Source organism: Arthrobacter sp. Soil_N43, assembly GCF_057655195.1.
On sequence record NZ_JBDGML010000113.1, the window covers coordinates 56,916 to 75,617 of the forward strand.

16 protein-coding genes are annotated in these 18,702 nt (G+C 61.5%); 13 read left to right on the forward strand and 3 right to left on the reverse strand.

The window, feature by feature from the left end; translation table 11 throughout:
* Positions 1-473 precede the first annotated feature (473 nt).
* On the reverse strand, positions 474-626 hold the full coding sequence (locus tag AC3A3W_RS16950) for a hypothetical protein (protein WP_487444170.1): 153 nt from the start codon (positions 624-626) through the stop codon (positions 474-476).
* Positions 627-1,000: 374 nt separating this feature from the next.
* Here AC3A3W_RS16950 and AC3A3W_RS16955 point away from each other — a divergent pair, with 374 nt between their 5' ends.
* Positions 1,001-1,600 (forward strand): DUF488 domain-containing protein, encoded by a 600-nt coding sequence (locus AC3A3W_RS16955; RefSeq protein WP_487444171.1) that lies wholly within the window; start codon positions 1,001-1,003, stop codon positions 1,598-1,600.
* 195 nt (positions 1,601-1,795) lie between these two features.
* Here AC3A3W_RS16955 and AC3A3W_RS16960 read toward each other — a convergent pair whose 3' ends face one another.
* Positions 1,796-2,656, reverse strand: a complete 861-nt coding sequence (locus AC3A3W_RS16960) for a GntR family transcriptional regulator (protein WP_487444172.1) — start codon at positions 2,654-2,656, stop codon at positions 1,796-1,798.
* A 198-nt stretch (positions 2,657-2,854) separates the two neighbouring features.
* On the opposite strand from AC3A3W_RS16960, the gene AC3A3W_RS16965 reads away from it, so the two are divergent.
* From AC3A3W_RS16965 to AC3A3W_RS16985, 5 genes are all read left to right on the forward strand, one after another.
* On the forward strand, positions 2,855-3,826 hold the full coding sequence (locus tag AC3A3W_RS16965; protein WP_487444221.1) for a 2-keto-3-deoxygluconate permease: 972 nt from the start codon (positions 2,855-2,857) through the stop codon (positions 3,824-3,826).
* A 37-nt stretch (positions 3,827-3,863) separates the two neighbouring features.
* Positions 3,864-5,129, forward strand: coding sequence for a RuBisCO large subunit C-terminal-like domain-containing protein (locus AC3A3W_RS16970; protein ID WP_487444222.1), 1,266 nt, complete (start codon positions 3,864-3,866; stop codon positions 5,127-5,129).
* 1 nt (position 5,130) lies between these two features.
* Positions 5,131-6,429, forward strand: a complete 1,299-nt coding sequence (locus tag AC3A3W_RS16975) for a four-carbon acid sugar kinase family protein (RefSeq protein ID WP_487444173.1) — start codon at positions 5,131-5,133, stop codon at positions 6,427-6,429.
* Between the two features lie 28 nt (positions 6,430-6,457).
* The gene (locus AC3A3W_RS16980; RefSeq protein ID WP_487444174.1) at positions 6,458-7,501 is read left to right on the forward strand and encodes an alcohol dehydrogenase catalytic domain-containing protein; all 1,044 of its coding nucleotides are present in this window, start codon (positions 6,458-6,460) and stop codon (positions 7,499-7,501) included.
* 1,964 nt (positions 7,502-9,465) lie between these two features.
* Positions 9,466-9,594 carry a hypothetical protein gene (locus AC3A3W_RS16985; protein WP_487444175.1) on the forward strand — a complete coding sequence of 43 codons (129 nt, stop codon included), beginning with the start codon at positions 9,466-9,468 and terminating at the stop codon, positions 9,592-9,594.
* Positions 9,595-9,647: 53 nt separating this feature from the next.
* Here the strand turns inward: AC3A3W_RS16985 and AC3A3W_RS16990 are convergent, their stop codons facing one another.
* Positions 9,648-10,136 (reverse strand): hypothetical protein, encoded by a 489-nt coding sequence (locus AC3A3W_RS16990; RefSeq protein ID WP_487444176.1) that lies wholly within the window; start codon positions 10,134-10,136, stop codon positions 9,648-9,650.
* On the opposite strand from AC3A3W_RS16990, the gene AC3A3W_RS16995 reads away from it, so the two are divergent.
* The 7 genes from AC3A3W_RS16995 (at position 10,104) to AC3A3W_RS17025 (ending at position 17,289) form a co-directional block, all read left to right on the forward strand.
* Complete coding sequence (locus AC3A3W_RS16995) at positions 10,104-10,514, forward strand: hypothetical protein (RefSeq protein ID WP_487444177.1); 411 nt, start codon at positions 10,104-10,106, stop codon at positions 10,512-10,514. The two genes, AC3A3W_RS16990 and AC3A3W_RS16995, sit on opposite strands and share 33 nt — an antisense overlap.
* On the forward strand, positions 10,454-11,431 hold the full coding sequence (locus AC3A3W_RS17000) for a hypothetical protein (RefSeq protein ID WP_487444178.1): 978 nt from the start codon (positions 10,454-10,456) through the stop codon (positions 11,429-11,431). Before AC3A3W_RS16995 ends, AC3A3W_RS17000 begins: the two co-directional genes overlap by 61 nt.
* Positions 11,432-11,434: 3 nt before the next feature.
* Positions 11,435-12,817 carry a radical SAM protein gene (locus AC3A3W_RS17005; protein WP_487444179.1) on the forward strand — a complete coding sequence of 461 codons (1,383 nt, stop codon included), beginning with the start codon at positions 11,435-11,437 and terminating at the stop codon, positions 12,815-12,817.
* Complete coding sequence (locus tag AC3A3W_RS17010; protein ID WP_487444180.1) at positions 12,795-13,928, forward strand: hypothetical protein; 1,134 nt, start codon at positions 12,795-12,797, stop codon at positions 13,926-13,928. The genes AC3A3W_RS17005 and AC3A3W_RS17010 overlap by 23 nt, the downstream gene beginning before the upstream one ends.
* 101 nt (positions 13,929-14,029) lie before the next feature.
* Complete coding sequence (locus AC3A3W_RS17015) at positions 14,030-14,692, forward strand: LuxR C-terminal-related transcriptional regulator (RefSeq protein ID WP_487444181.1); 663 nt, start codon at positions 14,030-14,032, stop codon at positions 14,690-14,692.
* 394 nt (positions 14,693-15,086) lie between these two features.
* A complete protein-coding gene (locus AC3A3W_RS17020) occupies positions 15,087-16,274 on the forward strand; it encodes a sensor histidine kinase (protein WP_487444182.1) in 1,188 nt (395 codons plus the stop codon).
* Positions 16,275-16,278: 4 nt separating this feature from the next.
* Entirely contained in the window at positions 16,279-17,289 is a 1,011-nt protein-coding gene (locus AC3A3W_RS17025; RefSeq protein WP_487444183.1) for a hypothetical protein, read from the forward strand.
* The last annotated feature ends 1,413 nt before the right edge of the window (positions 17,290-18,702 follow it).

Genomic DNA, 18,702 nt, shown 5'->3' on the forward strand with positions numbered 1-18,702 from the left:
CGCCGAGGCCGGGGAAAGCGTCCCTTCGATGACGATGAGGAACGCACCTACGCTGACGCTCATCGACACTCGGCTTGTGGCAGCCCCGTCCGCCCGGCTTCGATAGTGGCAGTAATTGGAAGCGCCCCCGCACCGGCCCTTGAGCTCGGAAGCTCTGCAGAATCACATCGCGCACAAAGCCACGAATTCAAACCTTGCCGCGCTCCTCAGTGGGGGAGCGCGGCTATCGTGTGCAAGGGCCTGAAGTCCAATAAAAGGAAGTGTTGACAATGTCAACACTTTTCGGGTCGGTCCCGGTCGTACTGCCCTCGAACTGGCTCGGATTGGCGATGTTTTCAGGAGTTCCCCGCATTTGCAAGGGCTAGAATCTGGTTCGAGTCCCACCTCGGGCACAGTGTTTTCCCTGTTCAGGGGCTTTTTAGCCTCTGAGTGTGCACAAAGTGTTCACTTATGGGCCCCTTCGGGGGCCTTTTTCATTGCTGGCCGCTGCTGTGGCCGGTTGCATCCTTGCCTTCCTGGGTGGACGGGTTGTTGTTCGATACCAGTTCATGGGCGTTCTTGGCTCGGCGAACATGACCTGGCAAAAATTTGGTGCGAGTTTCTTTGGCGCATCGTTGGCTGTTCACTTCTTCATGGTGGGTGCGGGGGAGGGCGGCATGACTTGCGCCCCGGTAGGGAATCGGCGTCCCCGGACGCCCGCAGGCTGTCCGATAGCGCCCGACGGCGAGGCAAATGTTGGCCTGCGTTGTGGCCCCGTGATGCTCGCCGTCCTTCTTCCTTGGATCGAGGGATTTTCCGTTGATAGCTGTTCATGGATGCCGTGGGATTCGACTGCATGACGGTGTGTCTATTTGCCGTGAACCGAAGCGGAAGACTGCTGCCTGGCTGGTCTTTCATGTCTGTTCATAGCCAGCCTGCTGGATGACTGCATGACCGAACGGTGAGACGCCGAACCCGACTGGCCATGAGCTGGAGCTATGACGGCAGTAGGCTCGAACCCATGAGGCCCGAACCTACGATCCTGATCACCGTGGGTCACGGTGCCTCCAGCGAGAAGGACTTCCTGGACCTGCTGCAGTCGGCGGAAGTTGCTTCCGTCGTCGATGTGCGGATCGGGCCGGGCAGCCGGAAGCATCCGCACTTCGGCAAAGATCGGTTGGAAGAATGGCTGCCGGCGGCCGGGATTGCCTACCGCTGGGAGCAGCGGCTGGGCGGCTTCCGTAAGCTACCGGCGGACTCGCCAGACATCGCCCTGCGTAATGGTTCCTTTCGTGCCTACGCGGCCTACATGCGCACGGCTGGCTTTGCCGCTGCGCTGGCAGAGGTGCTGGCGGAAGCAGCAGAACGGCGCACGGTCATCATGTGCAGTGAAACGGTTTGGTGGCGGTGCCACCGGCGGTTGATCGCTGACCACGCCCTGCTGCTCGACGGAGTGAAACCGGTGCACCTGATGCGGGCTGGCCGGATGACGACCCATCAGCTGACCGGTGGCGTGCGGGTCGCGGAGGACCAGCTCATCTATGACGTGGTACCCGACTGCCCGCCGATCCCTGGGGTGAGCACGCGCACAGGCGCCGGAAACAATGCCCTGTCATGTTGAGATCTAAGAGGTTCTCGAGCCGCCGTGAGAAAAGATAAGGGATCGAACCCTACTCGGACAGCCCTGCAGGTTCATGCCTGACGTCAGGTTGCGGCGTACCCCTACTCGGACGCGAAGCCCTCTGAATAAGTGCGGTGCACCCTGTCACAGAACCTAAACTCCGCTCCGGCAGGAACGGTTTCGGAGTGATTCAGTTCAGCCAGTGCTTGGGTCAAGGGCTGCCAGTTCTGATTCGATTTGTTGTGCCAGTGACCGGAGCCGCCGCACGTGTTCCTGGGCGATAGGCGTTGGCTGCGACGTCACTTGTGCGTCGACGTCGAAGACGGTGTTGGGGCTGTGCCAGACGTTGAACCACTCCAAGCCGTGGCCGAGCGCGTCACGGGTTACCCCTTGCAGCAGGAGCAGGGGTTCACGGGTGTTGGTGTGGAGTGTGTGAGCCAGGTCAGTATCTGCTGCCACGGCTTGGACTTGTCTGGGTCCGCCTGCGGGGTGGTAGCCGTGCTCCCGCATGAGGCCGAGTAGTGAAGCGTTCTCCAGTAGTTCCTTGGTGAAGTGAGGGAAGAGGTCACGTGGCACCCATGTGCGCATGAAGGCTACCGGGACCTCCTCCAGATAGCGGATCCGTTCGATTTTCCATGTGTTGGTGGTGTTCAGCGCCTCTACCGCGGGCTCCGGCGGGGCTGCGTGTTCAACGGCGATGACGTGGGTACGTAGGTGTTGGCCGTGCGCGGCGGCCTGTTCGTCCAGCCCGCCGGCGCGCTGGATATGCCGGCGGAGGACTGGTGCGGCGGCCACGACACTGCCGCGGCCGCGCTGGCGGCGGATCAGTCCGAGGTCGGACAGCCCGGACAAGGCTTGGCGTACGACACTGCGGGAGACACCAAACTGTTTTTGAAGTTCCTCTTCCGTGGGAAGGGGAGAGCCGGGGAGCAGCGGCCGTTCCAGGATCTGCCGGTGCAGGATGTCCCGGATCTGCGCGTGAAGGGGCGGCCCCTCCTGCCGGTTCAGTCCGTTAGCCCGCTCCAAGGGCTCGGCCTTGGCTGGTTGCACACTCACTCTGACTCCTTTGCCACTCGAGGACATCATAGCGCCGCGCCCGGTTGCTGCATCTCCCGGTTGACGGGTGATCCAAACCACAGGTAATGTACGTACTAATTGTACGGACTAGTTCCGGCGACTGAAAGATACAAAGGCGTATGAAAGGTCAGGTTGATGACACAAATGCAGTTGAGGACTGGACGCTCGCGAGTCCCGATGTTTGCCTTCCTCCAAAGGGTCCCTGCGGGCATGATGCTGATCCCGCTGATGCTGGGGGTGCTGATGAACACGTTCGCACCCGAGGCCTTGAAGATCGGCGGCTTCACCACGGCGCTGTTCAAGGAGGGTGCCCTGACACTGATCGCGGTGCTGATCCTCGCCACGGGTGCCCAGATCACAGGCAGCCACAGCGGAAAGGCCGCGGCCTCGACCACTACAGTGGTATTGGTCTGCAAGACCCTGATCCCGGCCACGATTGCGGTGATCCTCGGCTTGGTGGTGGGTATCGAAGGCATCGCGGGCGTATCGATCCTGGCGATGCTGGCAATCTTCGGAAACAGCAACGGCGCCCTCTGGCTTGCGTTCGCCGGCCAGTACGGCGACGAGCGGGACACCGGCGCCTATGTCGCCAGCGCCTTTGATGACGGACCATTCCTGGCACTGATCTTCCTCGGCGCCTCCGGGCTGGGCGACATCCCGCTGCTCGCCTTTGCCGCGGCACTGATTCCGTTCATCATCGGCCTCATCATCGGCGCAGTAGACCGGGAATGGACGAAGGCCCTGGACCACGTACCGAACATCGTCATCCCGTTCATGTCGTTCGCCGTTGGCACCGGTATCAACCTCAAGACCGTGCTCACCGGCGGATTCGCCGGCATCTTCCTCGGCCTGATCGTCGTCATCTTCACCGGAGGCCTGACCTATCTGGGATACCGGTACGTCCTGAAGCGAGGCTTCAAGAGCGGCATCGGCTTCGCCGCCGGCACCACAGCCGGCAACGCCGTCGCCGTACCCGCGGTAGTAGCCGTCGCCGACCCGAGATTCGAACCCTTTGTCGCCTCCGCCTCAGCCCAGGCCGCCACAGCCGTCCTCGTGACTGCGTTGCTCGCCCCGATCGTCGCCTCCTGGGCCCTGAAGCGGGCCGGAGGCCTCCAGCCGGCCGACCCGGTCGTCCCCAGCACAATCTGAGCCACCCCTGTACATCCCTTTCATGGACGGAGAACCCATGCGCGACCCGCGCTCGGTACGTTGCACCTACTACCTAGAGTCCGAAATCGACCCTGAAAAGGCCGCAGCCATCATGGCCGGCGAGCAGTCCAGCGGCACGTTCCTGCCAGTACCCGGCGAGTCCGCACGCATCCGGGAACGGCACGCCGCGCGCATCTCAAACGTTCAAGAGCTAGGCTTTTGCCGGCCCTCCCTGCCATCACGTTCGACTCCCGAAAAGGTCCGGGCCGCCCTTGTCACCGTCGATTTCCCCATGGAGAACGTCGGCACCGACCTGGCCACCCTGCAGACCGCCATCGCCGGCAACCTCTTCGAACTGGGCGATCTATACGCCTGCCGCCTGCAGGACATAGCCCTGCCCGAGGACTTCGTCACCGCCCACCCCGGTCCCGCTTTCGGCATCGAGGGGACGCGCAAACTCATCAGCGACGTCCAGGGCGTCATGGTCGGCACCATCGTCAAACCCAACGTCGGACTCTCCGAAGAGGAATTCCGGCTCGTGGTCCGGGACCTGGCGATGGCCTCGATCGACCTGATCAAGGACGACGAGCTGATGACCGACCCCGCTTACCTGCCGTTGGAGCGGCGGGTCGCGGTTGCCACCGAAGAAATCCGCGCCGCTGAGCAGGTCACCGGCCACTCCACCATGTACGCCTTCAACATCACCGGTGACCTCGCCGGACTGCAGAAACGCCACGACCTGGTCGTTGAAGCTGGCGGCACGTGCGTGATGCTGAACATCCCGGTGATGGGTTTGCCCGCCCTGGCCCTGCTGCGCAGCTTCGCCCAGGTACCGATCCACGGCCACCGGGCGGGCCTGGCGGCCTCGATGCGGTCCAAGGCCCTGGGCATGGACTACCGCGTCTGGCAGCAGATGGCCCGCCTCGCCGGCGCCGACCACCTGCACGCCAGCGGTTTGGGCAGCAAATTCTATGAACTGGACGAAGAGGTCGCCGCAAACATCCGCAGCCTGCTCGAACCCCTCGGACAGACCATTGCACCGCTGCCGGTCCTGTCCTCCGGGCAGAACGTCACCACCCCCGGCCCCACCTTCGACGCGGTTGGCTCCACGGACCTGATGATGCTGGCCGGTGGCGGCGTCGCGGCCCACCCGGATGGCCCCGCAGCCGGTGTGCGCAGCCTGCGCCAGGCCTGGGAAGCGGCCGTGGACGGCGTACCCCTCCAAGCTGCGGCGGAAAAGCAGTCCCAAAGCGGGGATTACGCACTCCTGCATGCCGTTCAAACCTTCGGGAAAGGTGCCTGACATGCCCGCTTTTGGTTTTGTCGCAGACGACCTCACCGGAGCCGCCGACGTCCTTGCCCAGTCCCATCGCTACGGTCTTGAAGCTGTCCTCGTGATTGGCGACGCGCCGCTGCCTGCTGATGCTGACATCGTCGGAATCGCCGGGCCTTCCAGGTCCCTGGCCGGGGAAGCATTCGACAACCTCGTACGAAGGGATTTGGCCGGCATCGCCGCTCTCAACGTGGAGGTGCTCCTTTACAAAGTCTGCTCCACCTTCGACAGCTCGACCACTGTCGGCAGCATCGGCCGGGGAATCCAGCTTCTCCGTGAGCGATTCCCCCTCCACGGCCCAATCCCCGTCGTTCCGGCCCAGCCAGCCTTTGGCCGCTACACCGCCTTCAGTAACCACTACGCCGCCTTCGGCGGCCAAATTTACCGGCTGGACCGCCACCCGGTCATGTCCGGGCACCCGTCCACCCCCATGGCCGAGGCCGACCTGCGCCAAGTACTCGCCGAGCAGTTCGGCACCGGGGAAGTTCCCGGGGCCATCCACCTGCCCGCCTATGAGGACGGCACCTTCAAGGACGCCTGGGCCGACCGCCGGCGGGAGCTCGGAGCACGAGCCTTTGTCGTGGACGCTGTGGACGAACGGCACATGGACGCAGTCGCCGAAGCACTGACCCGGGAGGAGCATGGACACGGCCCTTCCGTCGTCGTCGGGTCCGGCGGCATCATGGCAGCACTCGCTCGATCCATCTCGGACCAGACTCCGCGTGTACCTGGACCGCAGCAGCCATCAGGGCCGGTGCTGGCCATCAGCGCCTCAGCGTCCAGCACCACAGCAGAGCAGATCAACGATGCCATCTCCCAAGGCTGGGAGGACGTGCCCGTATCCACTGAGCTGCTGCAAGGACATGACGCTGCTGCCGTAGCTGCCCTGGACCGGCGCGTATCAGCAGCCCTTCAAAAGGGCCGGAACGTCATTGTCCACACCACCCGGGGTCCTGGGGATCCTCGCTATGGAGCCGCCAAACCGGCCGATGCCGGCTACGTCGGAGCACTGATCGGAGGCATCGCCGCCCGCATGGCCACAGCCGGCCTCACCCGGGACATCGCCGTGTGCGGCGGAGACACCTCCAGCCACGCACTCATCGCCATGGGCGTGCGCGAACTGCGCGTCTCGGACCAGTTCGTCACCGCAGGCCCGATCCTGCAGGCTGACGGCGCCTCCATCGTCGCCGGATGCCGCCTGCTGCTCAAGGGCGGACAGGTCGGCCCCACCAACATCCTGCGCCGCTTCGCCGGCCAACTCCCCGACTAATCACCAGAACCAATGAAAGGCGGCCCCCATGCGGGCAGTAGTTAAAGACGCAGCCGAACGAGGCGTTACATACGTCACCGACGCCGGAGACCCCAAAGCAACAGAAGGCACCGTCGTCATCGAAGTAGGCGCCGCCTCCCTCTGCGGCACCGACCGGGAACTGTATGAATGGACCCCCTCCGCCCAAGCCTTCAACCTCAACCTCCCGGTGATCCTGGGCCACGAAGGCGCAGGCACCGTAGTCGAGGTAGGCGCAGGTGTCACCGGCCTGCGCGTGGGTGACCAGGTAGCACTTGAAAGCCACCTGACCTGCGGCCAGTGCTTCCCCTGCCGCACAGGAGATGCCCACACCTGCGAACGCACCGGCATCCTCGGAATGCACATAGACGGCGTCTTCGCCGAGTACGCAGCCGTCCCCCAGGACATCTGCGTCAAACTCCCCACCGGCCTCTCCCTCGAATCCGGTGCCCTGCTCGAAGCGGCCGGCGTCGCAGTCCACGCCATCCAGCGCGCCAACTACTCCGTCGCAGGACGGGCCGTGCTCGTCAGCGGAGCAGGACCCGTCGGTCTGGTGGTCGTTAACCTGGCACTGCTCATGGGCGCCTCCCACGTCATCGCCGTCGACCCCAACCCCTACCGGCGCGCCCAAGCCGAAAAGCTTGGCGCCATGGCACTGCACCCCAACGACGGCATCGTCGAACGCTGCCGCGAACTGACCGGCCGCCGTGGCGGCTTCGACGTCGCCTTCGAATGCTCCGGAGCGCCCGGAACCCTGACGACCCTCTTCGAAGCCGTCCGACGCGAAGCCACCGTCATCACTGTCGGTCACCCCAGCCGCCCGGCCGAGGTCGATATCGCTGCCCACATCAACAAAAAAGGCATCACCCTGCGTGGCATCTTCGGGCGCCGACTCTGGGAAACCTGGGAACAAAGCCTGCTGCTGCTGGACTCAGGAAAACTGGAACTCGACTGGCTCATCACCCACCGCAAGAAGCTTAGCCAGATCGACGAAGCCGTAGAGCTGCTCACCGGGGATGCCTGCAAAGTGCTGCTGATCCCGGGCCTCGGCTGATTGCAGCCCAACTGCGGAACTGCTTTGGCAGACTTGCGCACCTGGGGCAGAACCAAAGGTGACCGAGCGGGGGTGTGCATTTGTGATGCACACCCCCGCTTTTCTCTCCAATCCAATCCAGCCAACGCCGCTCAAGCGATCACAGGGAATGCTGAAAGCTTCACATCGGAAGGAACCTCATGAATGGGGACACCAAAACGGCAAGCTTCTTGACGGTCGCGACCAAAGCCCGCCCCTTGACCACCACAACTGGGTCCACCTACACCCAGGTGACGGAGTCATCGTCAAACGGTACGGTTGCGAACCAGAGCACGGCACTGTGGACATCGTCAGTGAGGACGCAACGTACTTCTGGGTCTGGATTGACGGGCAAACCCGAATTGTGATTTTTCATGGTGACGGATCAGTAATTCACAAAATCCTCTCGTAACACCACAGAAAAGATGGGGCCAGAAGAAGATGAATCGCTCGGACTGGGTGCTCTCCTCCATCACAGTCACCTGTACTCGCATCGTTGCGTCTGCAGCCAGCGGTTGGGTTCTGGCTATCTGCCGATGCCCGTGACGCCGAGCATGATCGGGACGATGCTGATGATGAGGATCGCGCCGAGAATATCGAACGTGAATCCGTCGCGGACCGTGCGGGTGATCGGAACGGCCGCCCGAGCTGGAGACGATGGCGTTCTGCGGCGTTGAGACGGGGCGCATCAACCCGGATGACGCGGCGACGGCAGGCTTCACGGCGGGAGCCAGAGGATTAGCCGGCCGTGAATCCCGGCCCCGCGCCCTTTTAGAAGGGCCGATAACCGGCCCTAGTTTGGGCCAACGAAGGCCGCCGGACTTCCCGGGACTGCGGTGCCACTATGGCCGCAGAGGCCGCCATCGCTCGGCGACAGGGCTTCAAGCCAGACTGGGAGGGACCATTTCGGTGCGAGGTTCTTTGGCGCATCGTTGGCTGTTCATCAGGTTCCTCCTGCTGGGCTTCGCTGGCTGTTCGTCTTCTACATGGTGGGTGCGGGGGAGGGCGACATGACGTGCGCCCAACCCGTAGGGAATCGGCGTCCCCGGACGCCCACAGGCTGTCCAATACTGCCCGACGGCGAGGCAAATGTTGGCCTACGTTGTGGCCGATGACGTTCGCCGTCCTTCTTCCGTGGATCGAGGGCTATTTCCGTTGATAGTTGTTCATGGTTGCCGTGGGAGTCGACGGCATGACGCTGTGGATATTTGCCGTGATGAACCGAAGCGGAGTACTGCTGGCTGGCTGGTATTTCATGATTGTTCATTACTGGCCTGTTGGATGACTGCATGATGGAACGGTGAGACGCCGAAGCACTCTTGGCGGATGGGAACTAGTCAGGCTGTGGTGCGCCTCTTTCTTCTGAGGCGACTTGCCTGCAGACGTCCGAAAGCCACGCCCGCATGGCCTCTCTTTGCCCAACCTGTCTCGACATCTTCGTTGCGATGCACCAGGGTGTCCGTCATTTTGAGGTCCAAGAGTTTCGCGGGCCGCCGTCAGAAAAGAAGGAAACGAACTCTACCCCGACAGTCCGGCAGCTCCCTGCCTGACGTCAGGTTGGGGTGTAGTCGAACTGTGTTTCGCCGGCGCCAAATGCCTGCGCTGGATACGAGGCGGCCTAGGCCTCGGGCGGGGAGCTGGCCATGACTAATTTATGCGTCGACTCCGGACAAGCCGAATGGAACCATCTTCGTGGAGTTCACTGATTCTTGCCCGAGCCGTAAGTTCTCACTCTGCCGCGGGATGACGCACTGGCCTGTCTGAGCAATGCCGCGTCCACAACTAAAGAAATCCTTCATGGATGTCACCTCTTCTGGTGACAAAAACCCAGATTCTCCTCCTCTACTCTCCCGCGATGCATCCCGCCCCATAACCTTCATTTGAGTTGCTGCGACGGGCTTGGGGGGCCGCCGCAGTGTCTCTACAAAGGGGAGGAGGTGAAAGTGATGGCTGAAAAGAAGGATGCCGAGAGGCTCGCGCCGACGTTCCTGCAGAGCGTCGTCAAGGCGACTGATGTGCGTGCAACCATGAGCGGCACGGGCAAGATGTGCAGTTGGGGCTCCTACGGGAAATAAGTTCCATGTGCCTGGGGGATCACTCGGGTTTTGTGGTGTGGTCCCTCAGGTGCTCAGGTGCTCAGGTGCTCAGGAGATCTATGAAAGTGAAAGTTACGGCCCGGACATCGAGTGGTCTCTGGGTCGATCAGGTTGAATCGATCTTCCCGGCAGGGTGTGCGGAACTGCGTCGGACTTCGTTCCTTGATGCATGCGAGGCCGGAGGGCTGTCCCGGGAGCATCGCCTCGTTCGAGTCCTTGTCGCAGATCTGCAGTTCATCCGGCCCGAAGATGTTTGGTTCCGTGTGCTCGCGGGCGGGACGGGCAACGGCTGGTGCACCGATGTCGAGCCGCGACTGGATGCGGCCCTCGCGGCTCTCCGCGTGGTTGATGCGTACGCTTGTCGTCGCACCGCTGTCCCGGCTCTCATCGAAAAACTCATTGACGTTCCAGTCGCCATTGCAGGCCGATCCGACAATGCACTCGGTGAGTGGAGACAATCCCAATTTGAACGAAAGGCAGACGGAGAGGTGCGCCTCGACGACGGCGCGATCACCGGTCACGGCTTCGCGCGCCTTACACCTTTCGGCGTATCTACGGCTGTCTGCGCGAGCGAATATAAGACGCCTGAACAGATCGTCTCCGCGGCCGGCGAATTCGCCGCGCTCGAGTGGCTCTCCCGGCAACTTTTCGCCTGGGTGCGCGGTGATGGGAGAAATTTGGGCTTCGCGGCGAGCTGGCTCAGGCTTCCACCGGCGGAGAACGAGTTCAACGCCGTCCTTAGTGAGATCAACGCAATCGCGGAGAGGCTTGCAACGTGGTGGCGAGACGCCAAGTCCTTCGTCGATCCGGCATGGTCCGCTCTTCTCGAGGAGCAGGTGTGGAATTCGATACGGTTCGCCGCCATCGCGTCGTCTGCGGCCGAAATAAAGAAAAGATGACAAATTCCGTGCCGCTCCTCCTTGTTGATCATGACGATCCTGACCTCCACGCGATCCGGGCTATCGCGAGCGTGGACATCATCGAGCTTGGCCTGCCGAACTCCGACTATGAGTTTTCGTGGGTACTCGGGCATAGCTGGCTGTTTCAGACGCCCACCGGCGACCTCACCCCAGTCGAACTCGCAAGAGCATCCACCGTCTTCTACCGGCGCTGGCGGTCTTCCCCGCCCGCACCGATTGTACGGGCAGATGTTGGCGCATCGCCCGAGGAGGCGCGGTTCATCGAACGTCAGTGGGAAGGTACGCTTGCGCCGCTCCTCGCACGGGAGCACGACGCGAGGAGCGCAAGATGGTCGCTCTCACCGTTGCGTCACGACTTGAAGATCGAGACGCTTGAGCTTCTCGGAGGCATGGGGCTCGCACCGCGAACGGAGGTCGGTCTGGTCGCACCCGACGGGGGTGATTGGGTGTGGAAACCGATTCATGTTGATCAGTCCTTCGGTGAGGAACGCGCAGCAGCCATCTCGGTGTCGGAAAGGGACCGGGGTATTCGCCAACCATGCCCCGGCTTTTATCAGGAGAAGGTTGATGTCGTCACCGAGCTGCGAGTCGGGTACTCGTTCGGTGTTGTTGGAATCGTCTCCCAGAGACCGGTTGTCGAGACCGACATGGTCGACAAGCGGTACGTCGATATGGCTCGGGAGCCTTTCCGAAATTCGACCGTCGAGGATCAGTGTCGGAGGGTTGCTCGCGCACTCAAGCTCAATGTCTTCACCGCGGATGTCCTGTGCGATCGGGTGGGCCGCTGGTGGTGGTGCGATATCAATCCTGATGGTCTCTTTTCGGCGGCAGATAGTGCAAACGGTCACCTGGTTGAGTGCCTAGCAACGGGGCTCGCCAATTATTTCGATTCATAGAAAGTGGAGTACGCCATGCGGCTTAGCACCTACACACGGATAATCGACGTTCCAGGCGAAAGATCCGTCATCTTGAACCTTCCCAGGCGGAACGCGGATATCGTTCCGCGGTCGGCCGCAGACGAACTGCGCGGTGTTGGGGAGCGCGAGGTCTCGCCAGAGTGGCGCGACTACGCGCTCGACGTCGGCTACATGACGAGCATGAGACGCGACGAGGAAGTCGCCTGGTTCCGCCAGCTTGTCGCCGGCATGCGCGCAGGTACCGAGCCGGCGAACGTCATGGTCGTCACAACCAACAGCTGCAATCTCGGGTGCTCATACTGTTTCCAGGCCGACAGCGGCATGCGAAACCTGCTAGAACGGCATCTGACCATGGTTGAGGCGGAAGCGATCATGCGGCACGTCGATCGATTAATCGCCGAACGCGGAGTGGCTGTCGCGGAGCTGATCGGAGGAGAGCCGCTCCTCCCGCGCCTCGAAGACGTTATCGAGAAGCTCGTGCTCCATTTCGAACAGAACGGGCTCCCCACCCGAGTCACCACGAACGGGGTGTTCCTGGACCGCTTCGCGCACCTTCTTGGGCCGACACGAATAGCTGACCTGCAGATCAGTCTGGACGGCACGGCTGCGACGCACGACCAGCGCCGCATTCCGCTCTCCGGAAAGCCGACGTTTGCACAGATCCTCGCCAATATCGAGATTGCACTCGACCGGGGATCGAGCGTTATGATCCGGCCCAACATCGATCGACGCAACATTCACGATCTCCCAGCGTTGATCGAACTTCTTCGGGAACGCGGACTGCTCGACAACCCGCTCGTCAGCCTTCATTACGTGAACGTGCATCCTGATCCCTTCTCCGCTGATGCAGGCGTAGGTGAGCACTACATGACCCTGACAGAGATCGATGAGTATCTCAGTGAGCGGGGCCATGCGTCAGTCGGAGGCGAGAACGTCACCGGTGCAAACCCGCTGGGGGAGTATCTGAAGTGGGTTATGGAGAACCCCATGATCGATGCATGCGGTGCTCCCTCCCGCAACATATACTTTTCACCCGGAGGCCAGCTCTACAACTGCCACGAACTCATCGGCCGGCCCTCGGAGGCCGTCGGCTCATTCACGTCGGATAAGACGAAAGAGCTTCCCATCTGGGACGCTTGGAGATCGCGCACGATCGATCAGCTCGCTAATTGCAGCGAGTGCCCTGTCGCATTCGCCCACGGAGGCGGATGCGGTGCCCGGCTCAAGCAGGACGCGTTGACCGGATGGGGCGTCTGCGACGGCTTCCCGGACGAATTCGACAAGCGGATCATTGCCCTCGCCTCGACCGTCCCCGAGACCGGCCAAGTACTGCGGGGCGGATATGGAACTGCTTGCTCTGCGTGACGGGGTTCGTCTCGGAACCTATGACAACCCCGTCGTCATAGTTCCCGGAGCCGCACCGTTAATCGTCGACGCCGCGACACTGGACTTTCTGCTCGAGTTGCAGCGCGGCCACCGTCCCCTTATCGGCGATGACTCCGCGTCGCAGGAATCGATCACGCTGCTCATGAACGTAGGCATTCTCGAATCGTCCAGCCGGCCCGCAGGGACCAGTGGAGCGGCGGCCTCGTATGGTGCAACGCTCACCGATCTCGTGATTAAGCGACCATCGCCTTGGATTGGCGTTGCCGTCCGCGGGATCGCCGTGGTCATGAAACCGTTGACATCCTGGGTCGGCGTACTCGCAGGACTGTTACTCCTCCTTGCCACCAGCGTTTACTCCACCATGTTTATGCCCGTCCAACCGACCGTCGACACCTTGTTCGGCAATTCCTGGGGTCTCATGCTCATTGTGATCGTCTGGCAGCTGGTGCGTGGAGCAGCTCACGAGGCGGGGCATTTTGCCGTTGCACGCGGAGCTGGGCAGATTCCCCCAGTCGGGATAGGGCTTTACCTCTACGGCCCGGTTCTGTACGTCGATCTCACATGTCTCGAGACCGAGTCGAGATTGGTGCGCATACGCGCTGATCTCGCCGGAGCTGGCATTGATGGCTGGCTTGCGGGAGTCCTAGCCGGAATATATGTCGTTAGTCGGGACAGCACCATCGCTGCCCTCCTCTTGGCATCGTGCATGGTAGCGCTTGGTAACCTCAGGGCGACAGATAAGTACGATGGCTACTGGGCATTGCGTGATTTTCTCAAGGCCCGGCCCATGAGCGCCACTTGGGCGGCTCCCCTAGAATTGCTTCGTGTCGCACGCGGTCAGCCAGGATCTGACCGCCGTTTCGCGCGTGCCCTGATCACTTTGTATGCGGCCGGAACAGCCTGGTTCGTCATCTCTTCGCCTCGCTGGCTCGTAGGAACGATCAACGCGGTTACCGCCGATCCCTCGCGGATGATTGACTTCGCAGTCATCGGAATCATTTACTTCGCGATGACCGGCGCAGTCCTCATCGCGGTCCGTCGTCACGGTTGTAACAAGGCCGGTGTCACGTGCAAAGCAGGTAAAGGTTGAGAACCCGAGTTTCGTCACAGTTGTCCAGTCTGGTGCGGTCAGGGTAACACTGGTGTCGACACCGGTCCGTAGGGGAGCGGTACGGAGCGCCGGGGGGCAAAGTGACGCAAGCAATCAAATTGGGCATCGTTGACGATCACGAGGCGGTGCGCATCGGCTTGGCTGCGGCGGCAGCGGTGGATGCAAGGACAGCGGCGGTGCCCGTCGTAGTGATGGGAATGGCCGACACTGTGGAATCGTTGCTGGTTGGTGGTGAAGGGATGTTTGACGTTGTCGCCTTGGACATGTCGCTGGCGGACGGGTCTCGCCCCGGCGAAAATGTCCGGAGAATCGTGGAAGCGGGCTGCCCGGTGCTTGTGTTCAGCGTAGGTGACCGAGCAGATGAACTGCGCGAGGCCTTGGCCGCCGGTGCATCCGGGGTGGCCCGGAAGTCTGAACTTATGCAACATACGCTGGGTCTTATCCGTGCTGTCGCCTCCGGTGAGACAGTGGACAACCAGGATCTGGCCGCGGCCATTGACGGCGACCCCAAGTTTTCGAGGAATATGCTGAGCGAACGTGAGAAGGAAACGCTCAAACACTATGCCGCTGGCCGCATCCGCAAGCAGATCGCTCGGGACATGAATATCTCGGAGAACACGGTCGCAACTAATCTCAAGCGCATCCGGGAGAAGTACGAGGCCGCAGGCAGGTACGCACCGACAAAGATTGATCTGCGTCGCCGGGCCGTCGAGGACGGACTGGTCGAGGGGGACAGCGCCTAACGCTTGTCACCCTTTCGGGGGGCAACGCGTCCGGAAGAGCTTCGGTCGCTGCCAGAGGCCTAGCCCGGTTGCTAGCGTTCTCATCACTAATTATTACCGACACCGCAGCGATCCACATGCTCTGTCCCACAGCCTCGCGCTGTTGGGCGGAAAGTGTCGGCCAAGGAGGAGAGCTGCGGGTCATGCAATACGTCAGGCGAACTACTGTCAACGCCCAGGGGGCTATCCGTATCTCCGCATTGCGGCTGAATGCCGTCCAATCGAGCAGTCGCCGGGGCACGGGCCGCAGGCTTCACGCTGACCCGCGAAATACCCGCATGTACGAGGCGAACAGGATCCACCGTCAGATATTCAAGACCGCGGTCCTGAACTTCAGCAGTCATGCGGGCCGGCCATGAACTTTCTGGCCGCTGCGCCCCGGGCTATCTCACGGACGAGCATCGAGTTGGTCCTTACCCGGTCCATAGGGTTTTTTGGCCTGATTCTCTACTGCTTGGCGTTGCCCGACGTTCTATTGCAGATTCCCATTGAATCTGTCGGCTTAGATTTGGCCTTCGTGGCCGCAATCCCGGCAGCCATCATCTGGTCAATGCTGGTCCGCCAGCCTGGGGCGTGGTTGCGAGTGAGCACAGGAACAGCAGCGGTGCTGATGATCTGCAGCTTTCTTCTTTGGCACATCGGCTTTATCGGTACAGGTACTCACGCCGAAGCCAGGCCATGGTCATATGGGATTTCCGGACTTGGCATCGGCTTGGCCGCGTTGGCTTTCCGCACTTCATACGCGGCGGTATACGCAGGCCTGTTCTGCATGCTGATCTTGCTCGTACCCGCAACCGAGGCTGGCAATGCACGTGGTTGGTACGACTCGGCTCAGGACGCTCTACTTGGCGTGGTCTTGGCGGTTGCAATAATCTCACCAATTGCCGCCCTGAGAACGGCTGCCACGGCCTCGGACACCGCCGCCGAGGCTTCAGTACTGGAAGCCGCCGCAGCGGCCCGGGCAGAGGCGATGAGCATAGAGAGAACCCGCTTGGACGGCCTTACACACGACACGGTCATGGCAACCCTAATTGTCGCCGCCCAGGCCCACTCGGAAGAAGTAATGGAAGCCGCCGCCCGTGCCGCCAGCAACTCCCTTTATCAGCTCGAAGAATTGCACAACGTTGAGGACGACAAGGGTGGTATCAGCCCCGATGAACTAATCGGCCGTCTGCGCGCAGCAACCCTGGGTTACAACACCAGAATCTGGCGTGACGATTCGTCGCCCGTGCCGGAGTCAATCCCACTCGCTGCCTCCCGGGCCCTTATCCAAGCTGCTGTGGAGGCGGTACGCAATAGCTCCATTCACGCTCGCTGCGCCAGCGAGGTGATCGTCCGCTTCGGTTCCGACCCAAGCATCCAATCAGTCACGATCGATATTGCCGACACCGGGCCGGGTTTTGATCTGGAGACCGTAGGGCCCCAGCGCCTTGGCATACGGGTTTCCATTATGAAGCGGATGCAGGACGTTGCCGGAGAAGCAGTCATCGATTCCAGACCGGGGGCCGGAACTCGTGTGCAACTTGCCTGGAAGGAGACCTAGGAGCATGGTTACTGCCTTCGACCGCCGACTCATCCTCGCCCTCGGCCTTCCGTTCCCTTCCGCCCACATCATTCTCGGGATTGCCAATCTCCATCGGGTCAGCAGTATCTGGCCCTCAATAGTGGCGATGGCGATTTGCGCTGCCCTAATGATCCTGGTCACGCTCCCCTCTGATAGCAATGGGCTGCCGCGGCACCGCAGCCTCGTCATGATCGGCGGCACGGTGGCCATGGAGATACTCGTACAGAGTGTCCTGCCATTCGGAAGTCATCCTGGCTATGCCGCTTGGCAGTGCGGAGCCATCCAAATGCTCATGGTCACCGTAGCGATACGGAACCGGATCCGCTTGGCATGGCTCGGAATCACCCTCTTCGCCACCATCGATTTCACTGCTTCGATGATCCGTGGGCTCTCCATTGTTGACGCGCTTGCCCTGATCGCACCGCCTGTAATGTGGATCGTTTTGGCCACGGCCGTCAATGTCGTGCTACGCCGTTGTGAAATTCAGATCCGTGAACACAATGCCCAGGAACAGGAAGCGGCGGACAGGATCGCCTCCGAACATGCACGCAACGTAGCTCAAAACGAATGGGTGAATGACCTGGATCGCGCTACCCGCCCGTTGCTCGAAAAGATCGTTGCCGGCCAGCTCAGCGATGCCGACCGCGAGGACTGCAAGCTGCTAGAGTCACAGCTCCGGGACCAGATCCGAGGCCGTGCTCTGGCAAGCGCCAGCGTTTTACAGGCAGCCCGTGCAGCGCGAAGCCGCGGGGTGCGAGTCGATATATTTGATGACAGGGGAAGCGAGCTGCCTCCGGCAATAGCCGCGGAGGCGCATGCGCAATTGGCTGCCGCCCTGGTACAGGCCGAACGAGGCAGCAGCGTCAAAGGTCGCGCTCTACCAGCCGACGCCGACATTGCCGTGACCATCCTCTCGTTTAACGATGCTGCTCCCGACGACGAGATCTATGTCGAGATTCGCGCGCCCCAACAGGCCGAAATACTGACGCCGTGATGATCAAGTCAAGAGATTGGAAAATGAGTTGGCGACATGACTTCTCCCAGCCCACAGCGAGTTAGGTCGCCAGCGCTTACCATGACCATGAGTCAGGTAGGTAACTTGTTCTGAGAGGTTCCGAAAGCGCTAGCGGTCAACTCCGTTGAGCAACCTTCAACAAGCTGGCTTGCGTCGGCCCCCACAGGGGGCCGATGGCATTCGAGTGGCGACAAGCATGTAGCTTTGGGCGACCGTAGCAATCGGGGAGCATAGCGGGCACGTCGTTTTGCGGCAGCGACAGTCCACGGTGGTAGTCGTCGGGAAGAGCAGAAGTCCCCTAGCTGCGCGATTCTCTCGTAAATGAGAACTCATTCTTAAAAGCTGATAACCGATCTTTTGTCACAATGCGAAAGCGCCCCTGATGCCGCGTTGAGCAGGGAAACCGTCTTCCTGGATGACACCAGTATCTACCGTGCAGCCCAACGGCCCTGCCGGTCATGCCAGGTCCTCCGTTTCAGTTCATGAGAGGTCTGAAGGGAGGAAGCACCACCATGAGGGATTTCGAGCCGACACCTGTGTTGCGACCTGATGGGTCCAGAACCGGCGGTCGCGAAGCCCGGTCCGGAAGACTTTCGGTAGAACATACAGTTGCCGCGCCCCTGGTAGGGGAGCACGGCAGTCGTTCGGATTTGCGTGGAAGGTGGCAAAAGGAGAGTGTGCACAATGTGCACACCGGGGGCTTCGGATTCGGTTGTACTGGCGGCGGACCGGTTCGGATTGGGGATGTTTACGCGGGAGTGGCGGATTTTCAAGGGTTGGCACCCGGTTCGAGTCCCACCTCGGGCACAGCATGACCCCTCGTCAGAGGGGTTTTTGCTTTTAATGTGTGGACATCGCCCCTTTTGCGGGTCCCTCTGACGTTGTCCGCGGTCTGTTGTTGGCGCCGCGGTGGCCTATTCGGTTGTGTGTGTGGCGGGTTCAGGGTCCTTGCTGGGGGCCCTTCGCTTCCTGGAATCTAGGGCATGTGCCGTCCTTTCTTGCTGTTTCCGGTGGCCAGTTTTTGACCCTCACTCATTCATGGCCAGAAGTCGTGGTGACGTCATGACCAAGCCGTATGGTCTTCGAGGATCTTCCTCGGATAGCTTCTTTTGCGAACTAGGCAGAGTGCGCTCATCGGGTATTTGTCCGGCCAAAGGGGGTGTGCACATTGCGCACACTCTTGTGCACCGTGGCCTATCGGCCTGCATTTGATCCCCTCCTCTTGGTTCTGCCTTCACTACTTCATGAAGTTCTCCGTTGCGGGCGACATGACTTTGCGGCCTGGATCGTCGGTGTAGGTGGACGTTCCGGGTTCAGCGGGAACCTCACTGGGGTGTCAGAGGCTGTGGCGTCCGGCCCGTCGACAGGGTGAGGGCGTGTGGGGATCCGGAT